General features: G+C 71.7%; 12 protein-coding genes. 4 read left to right on the forward strand and 8 right to left on the reverse strand.

Annotated features, from left to right (window positions below):
• Nucleotides 1–6 precede the first annotated feature (6 nt).
• On the forward strand, nucleotides 7–1,077 hold the full coding sequence (locus ACH4XV_RS01285; protein WP_395787032.1) for a FecCD family ABC transporter permease: 1,071 nt from the start codon (nucleotides 7–9) through the stop codon (nucleotides 1,075–1,077).
• The gene (locus ACH4XV_RS01290; RefSeq protein WP_395785953.1) at nucleotides 1,077–1,901 is read left to right on the forward strand and encodes a heme ABC transporter ATP-binding protein; all 825 of its coding nucleotides are present in this window, start codon (nucleotides 1,077–1,079) and stop codon (nucleotides 1,899–1,901) included. Before ACH4XV_RS01285 ends, ACH4XV_RS01290 begins: the two co-directional genes overlap by 1 nt.
• A 49-nt stretch (nucleotides 1,902–1,950) precedes the next feature.
• Here ACH4XV_RS01290 and ACH4XV_RS01295 read toward each other — a convergent pair whose 3' ends face one another.
• Complete coding sequence (locus tag ACH4XV_RS01295; RefSeq protein WP_395785955.1) at nucleotides 1,951–2,871, reverse strand: alpha/beta hydrolase; 921 nt, start codon at nucleotides 2,869–2,871, stop codon at nucleotides 1,951–1,953.
• A gap of 106 nt (nucleotides 2,872–2,977) precedes the next feature.
• Nucleotides 2,978–4,183: an FAD-dependent monooxygenase gene (locus tag ACH4XV_RS01300; RefSeq protein ID WP_395785957.1), complete on the reverse strand. Its 1,206-nt coding sequence runs from the start codon at nucleotides 4,181–4,183 to the stop codon at nucleotides 2,978–2,980.
• Between the two features lie 160 nt (nucleotides 4,184–4,343).
• On the opposite strand from ACH4XV_RS01300, the gene ACH4XV_RS01305 reads away from it, so the two are divergent.
• A complete protein-coding gene (locus tag ACH4XV_RS01305) occupies nucleotides 4,344–5,006 on the forward strand; it encodes a TetR/AcrR family transcriptional regulator (RefSeq protein WP_395785958.1) in 663 nt (220 codons plus the stop codon).
• 122 nt (nucleotides 5,007–5,128) lie between these two features.
• Complete coding sequence (locus ACH4XV_RS01310; RefSeq protein ID WP_395787033.1) at nucleotides 5,129–6,661, forward strand: APC family permease; 1,533 nt, start codon at nucleotides 5,129–5,131, stop codon at nucleotides 6,659–6,661.
• 76 nt (nucleotides 6,662–6,737) lie between these two features.
• On the opposite strand, the gene ACH4XV_RS01315 is transcribed toward ACH4XV_RS01310, so the two are convergent.
• The 6 genes from ACH4XV_RS01315 to ACH4XV_RS01340 all read right to left on the reverse strand — a co-directional run bounded on the left by ACH4XV_RS01315 (nucleotide 6,738) and on the right by ACH4XV_RS01340 (nucleotide 14,309).
• Nucleotides 6,738–7,337 carry a hypothetical protein gene (locus tag ACH4XV_RS01315; RefSeq protein ID WP_395785960.1) on the reverse strand — a complete coding sequence of 200 codons (600 nt, stop codon included), beginning with the start codon at nucleotides 7,335–7,337 and terminating at the stop codon, nucleotides 6,738–6,740.
• Between the two features lie 78 nt (nucleotides 7,338–7,415).
• Complete coding sequence (locus ACH4XV_RS01320; RefSeq protein WP_395785962.1) at nucleotides 7,416–7,577, reverse strand: hypothetical protein; 162 nt, start codon at nucleotides 7,575–7,577, stop codon at nucleotides 7,416–7,418.
• 211 nt (nucleotides 7,578–7,788) lie between these two features.
• Entirely contained in the window at nucleotides 7,789–9,024 is a 1,236-nt protein-coding gene (locus tag ACH4XV_RS01325; protein ID WP_395785964.1) for an alpha/beta hydrolase, read from the reverse strand.
• Between the two features lie 234 nt (nucleotides 9,025–9,258).
• Nucleotides 9,259–10,473 carry an acyl-CoA dehydrogenase family protein gene (locus ACH4XV_RS01330; protein ID WP_395785966.1) on the reverse strand — a complete coding sequence of 405 codons (1,215 nt, stop codon included), beginning with the start codon at nucleotides 10,471–10,473 and terminating at the stop codon, nucleotides 9,259–9,261.
• Between the two features lie 3 nt (nucleotides 10,474–10,476).
• On the reverse strand, nucleotides 10,477–12,255 hold the full coding sequence (locus ACH4XV_RS01335; RefSeq protein WP_395785968.1) for an acyclic terpene utilization AtuA family protein: 1,779 nt from the start codon (nucleotides 12,253–12,255) through the stop codon (nucleotides 10,477–10,479).
• Nucleotides 12,252–14,309: a biotin carboxylase N-terminal domain-containing protein gene (locus ACH4XV_RS01340; RefSeq protein ID WP_395785970.1), complete on the reverse strand. Its 2,058-nt coding sequence runs from the start codon at nucleotides 14,307–14,309 to the stop codon at nucleotides 12,252–12,254. Before ACH4XV_RS01340 ends, ACH4XV_RS01335 begins: the two co-directional genes overlap by 4 nt.
• Between the last annotated feature and the right edge of the window lie 2 nt (nucleotides 14,310–14,311).

Raw genomic sequence — 14,311 nt, forward strand, 5'->3', positions numbered from 1 at the left:
CCGCCCGTGGTCGAACTCGGCACGCCCACCGCCCCGGTGCCGGCCGCGCCGCGCCGGCACGGCCGTTGGCTGATGCCCACCCTCGTACTGCTCCTGCTGGCCACGAGCATCGTCTCGGCCGGCATGGGCGCCTTCGAGATCCCCTCCGACCAGGTGCTCTACTCGGCGCTGCGCCACCTGGGCCTGGACGTCGGCCACGTGTCCGAGGCCAACGAGGCCGTGCTCTGGAACATCCGCTTCCCGCGCATCGTGCTCGGCATCATGGTCGGCGCCTGCCTGGGCTGCGCCGGAGCCGCGATGCAGGGCGTGTTCGGCAACCCGCTGGCCGAACCCGGCGTGATCGGGGTCTCCTCCGGCGCGGCGCTCGGCGCGGTCGGCGCGATCGTGCTGGGCGTGTCCACCTTCGGATCCTGGACGGTGACCGCGTTCGCCTTCATCGGCGGCCTGCTTACCACCCTCTTCGTCTACCTGCTCTCCCGCTCCGACGGCCGCACCGAAGTGGTCACCCTGGTGCTCACGGGCATCGCGATCAACGCCCTCGCGGGCGCCGCGATCGGCCTGTTCACCTTCGTCGCCGACGACGCGGAACTGCGCAGCATCACCTTCTGGAACCTGGGCAGCGTCGGCGGCGCGAGCTGGAAGATCATCGGCGCGCTGGCCCCCTTCGCGGCGATCGGCCTGCTGATCCTGCCCCGGTATGCCCGCGCGCTCGACATCATGGCCCTCGGCGAACGCGGCGCCCGGCACCTGGGCGTGGACACCGAACGGGTACGCGTCGTGGTGGTCGTGCTGAGCGCGACCCTGGTCGGCGCGGCCGTCGCCGCGGCCGGCGTGATCACCTTCGTCGGCCTGGTCGTACCGCACATCATCCGCCTGATCGCCGGCCCCCGACACCGACTGCTGCTGCCCGCGAGCGCGGTCCTGGGCGCGCTGGTCACCGTCGCCGCCGACCTGGCGGCGCGCACCGTCGCGATGCCCAAGGAGGTCCCGCTCGGCGTGCTCACCGCGCTGATCGGCGCACCGTTCTTCCTGTGGTTGTTGCGCCGGACCCGTTCCCGGCAAGGAGGTTGGGCCTGATGAGGCTGCTCGCCCGGAGCCGGTCGGCGATCGACCGGAGCACCCCCGAGATCGGCACGGTCGGCGTCGAGGCCGAGGACGTCACCTTCGCCATCGGCGGCCGCAACCTGGTCGACGGCGTCTCGCTGACCGTGCGCCACGGCGAGATCGTCGCGGTCCTGGGACCCAACGGCGCCGGCAAGTCCACCCTGCTCGGCCTGCTCACCGGCGACCTGACCCCGCACCACGGCACGGTGCGCATCGCCGGCCGTCCGGTGCCCGACTACGCGCAGCGGGAACTGGCGCTGCGCCGAGGGGTGTTGCCGCAGAGCGTGACGCTGTCCTTCCCGTTCACCGTGGACGAGGTGGTCCGGATGGGCCGCGCGCCGCACGCGGGGCTGCCGAGCGAGGAGTCCGAGGACACGATCGTGGCCCGCTGCCTGGCGCAGACCGACGTGGCGCACCTGGCCGACCGGACCTACCCGTCGCTGTCCGGCGGCGAGCGGGCCCGGGTCTCGCTGGCCCGGGTGCTGGCGCAGGGTGCGCCCGTGCTGTTCCTCGACGAACCCACCGCCGCGCTCGACCTCAGGCACACCGAGGACGTCCTGCGCCTGGCCCGCACCCGGGCCCGGCTCGGCGACGCGGTGGTGATCGTGCTGCACGACCTCAACCTCGCCGCCGCCTACGCGGACCGGATCGCGCTGCTCGCGGGCGGACGGCTGGTCGCGTGCGGTGTGCCGGACGAGGTGTGCACCGCGCCGGTGCTCTCCGACCTGTACGGCCACCCGGTCGAGGTGCTGCGCCGACCCGGCACGGACGAACTGCTGATCCTGCCGTCCCGCTGAGCGGCGCGACCGGGCGCCACCCGCCGCAGGCGCCCGCGCCGGCGCCCGGTCAGGGGTGCAACGCCCGGTGCAGCGCGGCGAACGAGCCCGTCGCGCATTCCTCGCAGCGCGGGACCAGGTCCACGAAACTCATGAACCCGTGCACCATGTCGTCGAACGACTCGCACTCGACGGCGTTGCCCGCCGCGCGCAACCGCTCGGCGTAGTCGGCGCCTTCGTCGCGCAGCGGATCGTGACCCGCGATCACCACATGCGCGGGAGCCAGGCCGGACAGGTCCTCGATGGTGCCGATCCGGGCGTACGGACCGAGGTCGGCCGGTTTCCGGCCGCCGAAGTAGTGGCCGAGGAACCACGCGATCGAGGCCGCGGTGAGCAGCGGCGCGTCGGCGTTCTCGACCTGCGACGCGGTGCCCTCGACGCCGGTTGTCGGATACCACAGCATCTGCAACGCCGGTTGCGCAAGCCCGTGTTCGCGTGCCATCAGGCACACGGTCGCGGACAGCGTGGCACCCGCGCTGTCCCCGGCGAGGGCGATCCGGGTGGGATCGGCGCCCAGTTCGCCGGCGTGATCCAGCAGCCACCGGTACGCGGCGAACGCGTCCTCGGTCGCGGCGGGGAAGGGGAATTCGGGGGCGAGCCGGTAATCCAGGGACACCACCACGCAGTTCGCGTGCCGGGCGATCCGCCGGGCCAACGCGTCGTGGCTGTCCAGGCCGCCGATCACGAACCCGCCGCCGTGGAAGAACAGGGTCACCGGCAGCCCGGGTTCCTCCGACGGCCGGTATACCCGCGCCGGCCGCGCGTCGACGGCGCCGGGGACGGTGCGATCCTCGACCCGCGCCAACTCGGTCAGTACCGGCAGCAATGCGACCCCGGCGTCGATGCCGGCCCGCGCGGTCGCCGCGTCCCCCACGAACAGGTCGTCCGGCAGGACCCCCAACAACTCCACCAGCTGCGGATCGATGGTCACCGTGCCCCCTCCGTCGAGCTGCCCCTACCGGCCGGTACGGAATGTACGACGCATGCCCCGAAGGCGGAACCCACATCGGTACCGCACTCGGGCCGCCCGGCCCGGATCAGACCTCGGCCCGGGTCGACGCGCCGGCCCCCGTCGGCGGACGCCAGGCGAGCACCGGGTCCAGCGGACGCAACGCCGCGTCCGGCGCGACCCGGCCGGCCACCCGCAGGAGCGTGTCGCGCACCGCGACCGCGCCGCGCCCGTGCCACTGCGCCATCGCCCCGATCCGACGCGACTTGCGGACCACCGCCGAGGTACGGGCCACCCGGCGCCGGCTGTATCCCGGCAGCGCGTCGACCACCCCGGCCGCGGTCACCTCGGAGAGCACGTCGGCCAGCTCGATCGCGTCCTCCAGTGCCTGGTTGCCGCCCTGGCCCAGGTTCGGCGTCATCGCGTGCGCGGCGTCGCCGATCAGCACGACCCGCCCCCGGTGGTGGGCCGGCAGCGGTGTGGCCATCTCGTGCACGTCCAGATGCAGGATGCGCTCGGCCGGCGCGGCGGCGATCAGGTCGCCGACGGGCGCGTGGAAGTCCCGGTACAACCGCAGCAGTTCGGCCCGTTCCCCGGCCGCGTCGCCATGCGTGGTGCCGGCCGGCCGGTTCGCCGTCGCGTACCAGTACACCCGCCCGTCGGCCAGCGGCATCGCCCCGAAGACCAGTCCGCGTCCCCAGGTCTCGCCCGGCGTGATGTCCATGGCCGGGACGATCGCCCGCCACGTGGTGAACCCGGCGTAGCGCGGACCTGGGTGCTCGGGGAACACCGCCTGCCGGATCGGCGACCGGATCCCGTCGGCGGCGACCACCAGGTCGGCGGTCAGCGTCTCGTCCGCGGTGGTCACCGTCGCGCGCCGATCCGCGTCCCCCGGGGTCACCGTGAGCACGGTCGTTCCGGTCCGCAGCGCGTCGGCCGGCAGCCCCGCGAGCAGCACCCGCATCAACTCGGCCCGCGCCGCGAGCACCATCGGCTCGCCGAACCGCGCGGTGAACGCCTCCCCGCTGGTCGGAGAGAGCACCCGCCCGTCCGGCCGGCGCAACGTCGCGGCGCCCCGGATCGCGGCCGACGCGCGCAGCGGCACACCCGCGTCGATGGTGTCCAGGGCGCGCAGCCCGTTCGGCGCGATCGCGATCGCGGCGCCGATCGGCTCCAGCGTGGCGGAGCGCTCCAGGACCACCACGGACCACCCCTTCCGGTGCAGCGCGGTGGCGGCGGCGAGCCCGCCGGGGCCGGCGCCGACGACGATCGCTTCGGGCTTGGTGACGGACATGGTTTCCCCCGATGTCGGTGGGTGTCGACGGTGTCGACTGCCTGGTGCCCACTACAGGTGTAGAGGGCATGGCCAGGACTCTACACCTGTAGTGGCCCGAATCTCTACACCTGTAGCGGGCTGATCTCTACAGCTGTAGCGAAATCGCTAGGCTGCCCCCGTGACCACCGCCAAGCGCAGCCCCGACCGCCCCGACCGCCTCCTGCTGATCGGCGACACCGCGATCCGCCTGCTCGTCGAGCGCGGCATGCGCGGGCTGACCCATCGGGCCGTCGACGAGGCCGCCGGGCTGCCGGCCGGGTCCACCTCCTACTACGCGCGCACGCGCGTCGCGCTCTTGGAGGTGGCGTTGGCCCGGATGACCGTCCTGGAGGCGGGGGAGTTCGCCCCCGCGCTGGCCGCCGGCGACCTGCCGCCCGCGCTGCCGCGCGACGTGGACGGGGTCGCCGACATGGCCGCCACGATCGTGAGCGAGGCCATCCGTGAAGGGCGCGCGCAGAAGATCGCCCGCTACGAACTGGCCCTGGAGGCGACCCGGCGCCCCGAGTTGCGCGGGATGTACGACAGCGCCGGGGTCGCGTTCCGGGAGGCGGCCGTCGCGATGGTGGCCGCGCTCGGCTCGCCCGAACCCGCGCGGCACGGCCGATTCCTGGTCGCGTGGTGCGAGGGGGTGATGTTCGACGCGATCGCCGGCTCGGGTTGGGCCACACCGCCCTCCCGCGCCGACATCCGCACCGGAATCGCCGAACTGCTGGCCGGGATGCTCGGTGACACCGCCCGCCGGCACCGCCCGACAGCTCCCCCCGAAAGCCCCAACAAGTGACATGAAAGACTCGTGCGACGGTTCCCGACCCCTTTGGTCAAAAGTCGTTTCATCCTGACTTAGTCTGTTCACTTGTGAGTCATGAGCACGTGCGCCAAAGGGGCGATAAGCACCAGCACCACCTGGTAGGGGAGTCGCACTACCTGCCGGAGTCCGATCTCCAGGACAAGGGGCTGAGCAGAAATTCCATCGGCCTGCTGGGCAGCGTGGTCGTCGCCATCTCCACGGTGGCGCCGGTGTACACGCTCACCGGCGCGCTCGGGCCCACGGTCAACCAGGTCGGCACCCACATGCCCGCGATCTTCCTGGTCGGCTTCGTGCCGATGTTGCTCGTCGCCTTCGCGTACCGCGAACTCAGCAAGGCCGTTCCGGACGCGGGCACGTCCTTCACCTGGACGGTCAAGGCGTTCGGCCCGCGCGTGGGTTGGATGTGCGGCTGGGGCCTGGTGATGGCCACCATCATCGTGCTGTCCAACCTGGCCGGCATCGGTACGTCGTTCTTCTACCTCGCGCTCGGCGAGGCGTTCGACAGCGACCGGATCCGCGACCTGGACGACAACAAGCTCGTCCACGTGCCCACCTGTCTGGCCTTCATCGCCATCGCCACCGCGATCAGCTACCGCGGGATGACGGTGACCAAGCGGGTCCAATACGTGCTCGTCGCGCTCCAACTCGCGGTGCTCGCCCTGTTCGTCGTGATGGCCATCGGCAAGGCCGGCGCGGGCGACGTGCCCACCTCGATCCCGTTCTCCTTCGACTGGTTCAACCCGTTCAGCATCGGCAGCTTTGCCGCGCTGACCGCGGGCCTGTCGTTGTCGATCTTCATGTATTGGGGTTGGGACACCGCCCTGAGCATCAACGAGGAGACCGCCGGCGGGCCCAAGGTGCCGGGTCGGGCCGCGATCATCTCGGTGTTGTGCATCGTGGTGGCCTACCTGACGACGGGCGTCGCCACGCTGATGTACGCGGGCACCGGGACCACGGGACTGGGCCTGAACAACGACGAGGACGACAACATCTTCGCGAAACTGGCCGATCCGGTGATGGGTTCGGGGCTCGGCGTGCTGATGTTCGTCGCGGTTTTGGCCAGTTCGGTGGCCAGCCTCCAGACCACCTTCATCCCGGTCGCCCGCACACTGCTGTCGATGAGCACCTACCAGGCGGTGCCGAAGGTGTTCTCGCGGGTGCATCCCCGGTACAGGACACCGGGGTTCGCCACCATCACCGCGGGTGTCGCCACCGGCGCGTTCTACACGGTCATGACGATTCTGTCGGAGAACGTGCTCACCGACACGATCTACGCGCTCGGCCTGATGATCTGCTTCTACTACTCGCTGACCGCGTTCTCCTGCGTGTGGTACTTCCGCAAGGACCTTTCCCGCAGCGTGCGCGAAGCGATGGTCAAGGGCGTCATGCCGGCCCTGGGCGGACTGATGCTGGGCGCGATCTTCGTCAAGACGCTGGTCGACGTGGCCGACCCGAACTACGGCGACGGCAACCGGGTCCTGGGCGTGGGCAGCGTGTTCATCATCGGCGTGGGCCTGCTGGTGCTGGGCGTGGTGCTGATGGAGATCCGCCGGATCGAGAGCCCGGCGTTCTTCCGGGGCGAGGTGCTCAAGCGGGACACGCCCGTCCTGGTGCCGGACGAGGACTGAGCGCACGCGGCCGACCCGGCACGACCGGCCCGTCGCCGGCCGGGTCGCTGGGGGACCCGGCCGGCGACGGAACGATTCAGCGGTTCTGGATGGCGTCCATGGCCACCGCGACGCAGATCGCCAGTCGGCGGTCCATCGTCGGGTCGGGGAGCGAGACCAGGTACTGGTCGCGCAGCTTCATCTGCCGCTCGACGGTCAGCACCGGCCGGCCGCCCTCGTCGACGAAGTCGAAGTGGTAGGTCGGAGCCGGCAGCCAGTCCCCGACCACCGGTATGAGACCCCACAGGCGGCGCAAGATCGCCCCGAAGAGGCTGCGCTCCTGCCCCGTCGCCCGGGGAGCGTCCGGACGCTCCAGATGCCACGTGGAACGCAGCAGCGACTTCTTGAAGTCCTTGGCGAACATGCCGAGGTTGCTGCCCTCGACACCGGTCACGTCGTGCTGGGACCGGATGTCGAGTATCTGGCGCGCCTTGAACCGGGCGAGTTCGGTGGTCTTGGTGTCGTCCGTGTAGAGGATCACCTCTTCCTTGAGCTTGCCGCGCTTTTGCTGTGCGAAGGCGATCACCGGTCCGTGCTTGCCGTCCGGGCCGACCAGGTGCACCACGTATTGGTTCACGATCGGGCGGAAGTTCTGCCGGATGATCAGCTGTGTCTCGTTCTGGAACGGCATGGTCATGACGTGCGCGATCCCCCAGGGGATTCATTGGATTCGCAGGCACGGGGGCCTTGGGCCGCACAACCTACCGGTGTTCCCTCACGAGCGCTCGTACTCCTCGACCAGCAGACGTTTGTACAGCTTCCCGGTCGGGTGGCGCGGGAGGGTGGGACGGAAGTCGACGGAGCGCGGGCACTTGAAGTGGGCCAGTCGGGCGCGGCAGTACGCGATCGGTTCCTCGGCCAACTCCGTTCCGGGCACGGCGCCTTCGGCCGGCTGGACGAGCCGGCCAGGATCACGGCGGGGCGGTTGGGGCGCGCGGCGGCGATGACACCGGGGTGCATGGGCGATCCTTGTCTCGGTGCGGCGGTCCACCGCCCGGGCGGGCGACGGGCTGCTGAGCTTCCGTTCGGATGGCGCCGCAGAAGTCTCGCACCGTACGCAGCCGCGTTGAAGGACCGGCGGCCACCGCTCAGTGCAGCGGACGTCCGCCCGTGAAGGCCGGTCCGCGTACCTCGCCCTGCTGTGCGGTGGCCGCCGCGAGTTCGCGCCCCAGCCACTCGAACGCGGCGGGCAGCCCCCTGGCCCAGGTGCCGAAGTTGTGCCCGCCGGACGATTCGATCTGTACCTTCACCGTGTCCGTGGGCCGGAACTTGCGGGCGAACTCCCGGGCCTCGCGCACCGTCTTGCCCTCGCCCTTGGCCGCGAACAGATACATGCGCACCGGTGCCCGCCGAGGGTTGTCGATCGTGTACTGCGGGCTGTTGGCCCGGCGCAGCCCCTCGTCGCCCCTGTACAGATCGCCCGTGGTCATGTCGGTGATCGCCTTGAAGTAGCCGGACAGGCTGGCCGCCGCGGTGTAGCGGTCGGGGTGGCGCAGGGCCAGGTTCGCCGAGCAGAAGCCGCCGGTCGAGTAGCCGAGCAGCCCCCAGCCCGCCGGCGCGGGCGCGGTGCGGAAGTTGGCCGTTATCGCGTCGGGCACGTCCTGGCCGAGGTAGGTGTCGGCGCGGGCGCCGCCGGGCGCGTCCACACACTCGCTGTCGCGGCCCTCGATCGGGTTCTGCGCCGCGATCACCACGATCGCCGGCGGCATCCGCCCCGACTCCATCAGGCCGGCCAGCATCTGGTGCACCTTCATCCGGCGCAGCCAGGTGTCCGGGGTGCCGGGGAAGCCCGAGGTGAGCTGGATCACCGGGAAGCGGGTCCGGGCGTTGTCCGGGGTGAAGTAGGCGGCCGGCAGGTAGACGAAGGTGTTCAGTTTGTAGCCGGTGCGCGGGCCCTGGATGCTGGTGTTGACCAGCACGCCGTGCTTGGGGTCGGCGCCGCGCCGCGGCGGATGCGGCGGGCGCGGCTGGTCGGTCAGCGGGGGTTTGGTGACCATGAACGGCAGGCCCTTGCCGTCGTCGTCGGAGAACGGCACAGCCGGCTTGGGATCGAGGTGCTTGACCTTCACCGTGGACACCGACACGTCCGGTACGGACGGCCCGTCGGCGATGTGCATCAGGTCCGACAGCGTCGAGTAGAAGTACATCTGCGCGTTGACCGCGGCCAGGATGGTGAAGGTCACCATGAGCTGGGTGAACAACAGCGTGCAGATCCGGCGGGTGCGCTGCAGCGTCGGGCGGTTCCAGAACCAGACGGTGGCGAAGGCGGTACCGGCGGTGGCGACCGCCATGCCTATGACGAACCACACACTCGTGATGTCCACGTCCCAAAAGGGCCGTCCCGCCAGCACTTGATCCAACGCTCCCACTGCCTTCTCCGCCGAGCCCGACCGATGGCGCCGGTCCCGGACGACGCCCCGCACGGTCGCGCCGGGAGCGGTGCAGCCTCTGTCTATTTTGTGCCCGACGTGGTGCCGGCGCGTCGATCCCGGGTCCCGTGCCGAGTCATTCACAAGTCGCACGCAAGTGCCCCGACTCCTCCGGCCGCCGATCGGGGATCAGTACGAACGTGGCAATCCCAGTGTGTGCCGCGCCACATGATTGAGGATCATCTCCCGGCTCACCGGCGCGATCCGCAACGTACGGGCCATCGCCCACAGGGGGATCAGCCCGTAGTCGCGGCTCATCCCGTTGCCGCCGTGGGTCTGGATCGCCGCGTCGACGGCGTGTACGGCCGCCTCGGCGGCGGCGTACTTGGCCATGTTGGCGGCCTCCCCGGCGGCCTTGACCCGCGCCTCGCCCGCGTCGTGCAACCGGGCCGCGCGGTAGGTCATCAGCGCGGCCAACTCGACCTCGATGGCGGCCTGGGCGAGCGGGTGGGCGATCGCCTGATGGGTGCCGATCGGGCGATCCCACACCTCGCGGGTCCGGGCGTAGTCGGCCGCGCGGGCGAGGGCGTATCTCGCGATGCCCACGCCCAGTGCCGCCCCGGTCACCCGCTCGGGGTTGAGGCCGTGGAAGACCTGGCGCAGCCCGTCGCCCTCGGTGCCGATCAGCCGGTCGGCGGACAGCGGTACGTCGTCGAAGAAGAGGGTGAACTGGCGTTCCGGGGCCGCCCCTTCGATCGCCAGTGGGGTCGCGGTCAGCCTCGGGTCGTCGGTGTCGACCAGGAACAGCGAGAGCCGGCCGTGCCCGGATCCCGGGTCCGTGCCGGTGCGGGCCACCACGAGTACCGCGTCGGCCTCGTCGACTCCGGAGATGAACTGCTTGGTGCCACGCAGCAACCAACCGTCACCGTCGCGGCGGGCCGTGGTGGACAGTCGATGGGTGTTGGAACCGGCTTCCGGCTCGGTGATCGCGAACACGATCTTGCGGGTGCCGGCGGCCAGGCCCGGCAACCACGCGGCCTGTTGCCCGGCGGTGCCGAAGCGGGTCAGCACCTCGCCGGCGATCGCCCCGGACACCAGGAGCAGCAGCAGCGGGCAGCCGTGCGCGGCGACCTCCTCGCAGACGATGGTCAGCTCGACCAGGCCACCACCGCCGCCGCCGTACTCCTCGGGCAGGTTGACACCGATGTAGCCGTGCCGGCCCAGCTCCCGCCACAGCTCGGTGGTGGGGCGGCGCTCGCGGCTGTGCTCGGCGAAGTAGCCGGGGCCGAATCCGTCGGTGATGGCGCCCACGGCGGCGCGCAGGGCCCGGTGTTCGTCGCTCTCGTCGATGCTCGGGTCGAAGCCTTCGTCGCGGGATTCGTCGTGAGTTTCGGCAAAGCGCATGGATCACCCGTCCAGCAGCGTCGTGGGGATGTCGGTGTGGCGGGACCGCACGTACTCGCCCAGGCCCTTGGCCTGCGGATCCGGGCGGGTGGAGGAGCCGACGCCCTCGCCGAGCAGGCCGGTGATCACGAAGTTCACCGCGCGCAGGTTGTCGAACACGTGGCGTTCGATCGGCAGGTCGGCCGCCTCCGGCAGCAGCTCGCGCAGCCGACCGACGGTCAGATGTACGCGCAGCCAGCGATACGACGCGTCGTCGCGCGTCCACAGGCCGAGGTTGGCGTCGCCGCCCTTGTCGCCGGAGCGGGCGCCGCAGACCAGGCCGAGGGGGGCTCGGCGGGTGGGGGTCGGCGGGCGGGCGGGCCGAACCGGCGGGGCGGGGCGTGGGGGAGGTATGGGATCCGGGAAGCCGTGTGGCAGCGCGGCGGTCAACTCCGGCGGCGGGATCGGGCGGACGGCGCCGTCGGGGAGCACCACGGTGTGCGCGACCTCGCTCGCGGGGATCCACGCGGCGCGGAAGACGGCGTAGGCGGTCTCGGCTGTGGGCGGTGTAGTGGTGTGGAAGCCGGGGTAGCCGGCCAGGGCCAGTTCGACGACCGCGCGGGAGAAGGCGCGGCCGACCCTGGTCGGGTCCGGGTCCTTGACGGTGATCCGCAGGTGCGCGCCGGCCTGCTCGTTGGTCGGCGCGTCGGGGCGGTCGTAGCGGATCAGCCGCACGTCCACCTCGGCGAAGCGGTCCCGGCCGCCGAGCGCGTCGAACAACATGTGCTCGGCGTGTGCGGCCTTGGCCTCGATGTCCAGGCCGGTGAGCACCATCGTCATGGTGTTGCGGTAGCCGCCGAGTTCGTTGACGCCGACCTTGAGGGTGGGCGGCGGCGGCAGGCCCCGGACGCCCTGGATCCGGACCCGGTCGGGGCCGGCCTGGCCGATCCGGATGGTGTCGAAGCAGGCCACCGCGTCGGGGTTGGCGTAGGCGGGGCCGCCGATCTCGTACAGGAGTTGGGCGGTGACCGTGCCGACCGAGACGGTGCCGCCGGTGCCGAGGTGTTTGGTGATCACCGACGAGCCGTCGGCGGCCACCTCGGCGATCGGGAAGCCGGGGCGGCGGGTGTCGAGGGCGAAGTCGGCGGTGCGGCCGGGGCGTTGCCGTCGGGGGGCTTCGCCGAGGAAGGGGTAGTTGCCGCCGGTGGCCTGTGGGCCGCACTCGATCACGTGGCCCGCGACGATCGCGCCGGCGATGCGGTCGTGGTCGGTGCGTCGCCAACCGTGCCACCACGCGGCTGGGCCGACCACCAGGGACGCGTCGGTCACGCGGGGGCAGACCACGATGTCGGCGCCCTCGGCCAGCGCCTCGGCGATGCCCCAGCCGCCGAGGTAGGCGTTGGCCGTTACGGTGCGCGGGCCGGCGTCGATCCGGTCCAGTACGTCGTCGCCGGTGATGTACGCGATTTTCGGGGCCAGGCCGAGGCGTTGCGCGCTCACGTGCAGTCGCTCGGCCAGGCCGGCGGGGTTGAGGCCGCCCGCATTGGAGACCACCCGGATGCCCCGGTCCAGGCACGTGCCCATGACCTGTTCGAGCTGGGTCACGAAGGTGCGGGCGTAGCCGGCGCCCGGGTCCTTGGCGCGGGCCTTCCACAGGATGGACATGGTCAGCTCGGCCAGGTAGTCGCCGGTGAGCACGTCGATCGGGCCGTCCTCGACCATCTCGTGCGCGGCGGAGAGGCGATCGCCGTAGAAGCCGGAGCAGTTGGCGATCCGGATGGGGCGGCTGTCGGTCCGGCTCATCCGACCGCCTCCTCCGGGGATCCGGTCGATGGGTCGGCGGGTGGGTCGGCCGGCTTCGTGGTGAGCCCCGCCTCCTCGCCATCCGCGGCGCGGACAACCGCCAATACCGCTCCGGTATCCACCGCTTCGCCCGCGCCGACCGGCAGGTGGGACACCACGCCCGGGTACGGGGCGGTCACCTCGTGCTCCATCTTCATCGCCTCCACGGCCAGGACGAGCTGCCCGGCCGCCACCCGTTGGCCCTCGGTGACCGCGATCCGCACCACCGTGCCGGGCATCGGTGCGAGCAGTGACCCGGCCGGTTCGGTCTCGGCCGGCACCGGCTCGGGCAGGCGCGGGAGTTCGGTCAGCACGCTCGCGCCGAGGGGACTGTCCACGTACACCGTGTCGCCGACCCGGTGTACGTGCACGGTGCGGCGGACGCCGTCGGCGGTCAGGTCGACCCGATCGGCGTGCGCGGCGTGGATCACCAGGCCCGGCAGGGGTTTTCCGTCGATCGCGACGTGGTCCGGGAGGCGGTAGGACACGGTGGTCCGGGTGTCCGGGTCGGATGTGTAGGTCACCTGCTGGTCGGCGTCGCGGACATTGCGCCAGCCGCTCGGGATGCTCGTCAACACGCCTGCCCGGGACCGGCGTTCGGCCTGTCCGGCGAGCGCGGCGGCGGCGGCGTGCACGCGCGTCGCCGAGGGGTCGGCGGCACACAGGTCGGCGGCGGCATGCCGATCCAGGAAGCCGGTGTCCACGGCGCCGGCGGTGAACTCGGCCGAGCGCAGCACGCCGACGAGCAGATCGCGGTTGGTGCGTACGCCGTGAACCCGGGCTCGGGCCAACGCGCGGGCGAGTCTTCGGCACGCCTCCTCGCGGGTCGGCGCGTACGCGATCACCTTGGCCAGGAGCGCGTCGTAGTGCGCGCCGATCCGACTGCCCGTCACCACCCCGGCGTCCACTCGGATTCCGTCCCGCGCGGACTCGGCGAGTTCGAACCGGTGCAGGGTGCCGACCGAGGGGGCGTAGTCCCGGACCGGGTCCTCCGCGTACAGCCGGGCCTCGATCGCGTGCCCGGCGGAGTGCGCCTGTGCGGGCAGTGCGTGGCCCTGGGCCACCAGGAGTTGCAGGCGGACCAGATCCAGGCCCGTGGTCAGTTCGGTGACCGGGTGCTCGACCTGGAGTCTGGTGTTCACCTCCAGGAGGTGGAAGGCGCCGGCGTGGTCGAGGACGAACTCGACGGTGCCCGCGCCGAGATAGCCGATCGCGCGACCGGCGGTGACCGCCGCCGCGCACAACTCGGCGCGCAATCCGGGGTCGATGCCCGGTGCGGGGCTTTCCTCGATCAGCTTCTGGTGTCGGCGCTGGATCGAGCAGTCCCGCTCGAACAGGGCGATTACCCGACCGTGCGTGTCGCCGAGGATCTGTACCTCGATGTGCCTTGGATCTACGACCAGTTGCTCCAGGAACACGGTGTCGTCGCCGAACGCGGCGGCGGCCTCGCGACGGGCGGCGGCGACGGCGGCGGGCAGGTCGCCCGGGGCGCGGACCACGCGCATGCCCCGACCGCCGCCGCCGAACGCGGCCTTGACGAGGAGGGGGAAGCCGATGCGGTCGGCCAGTTCGTCCACGGATTCGGGAGCGGATTCGGGATCCACGACGCCGCCCGGCAGGACCGGGACGCCGGCGCGGCCGAGGAGGTCCTTCGCGGCGAGTTTGTCGCCCATCGCGGCGATGGTCTCGGGAGTCGGACCGACGAAGAGCAGCCCCGCCTCGGCCGTTCGGCGGGCGAAGTCGGCGTTTTCGGACAGGAATCCGTAGCCGGGGTGGATCGTGTCGGCGCCGGTGGTGCGGGCCGCCTCGATCAGCAGGTCGCCGCGCAGGTAGGTGTCCGCGGCCGTCGCGCCCGGCAGCCGGACCGCCTCGTCCGCCGCCGCGACGTGGGGGGAGTCGGCGTCGGGATCGGCGTACACGGCCACGGTGTCGATCCCCATCGCGTGTGCGGTGCGGGCGATCCGGACCGCGATCTCGCCGCGGTTGGCGATCAACAGCCTGCGGATGAGCGGCATAC

Origin of the sequence: Embleya sp. NPDC020630 (genome assembly GCF_044334985.1) — a bacterium.
In the GTDB taxonomy this organism is placed as follows: domain Bacteria; phylum Actinomycetota; class Actinomycetes; order Streptomycetales; family Streptomycetaceae; genus Embleya.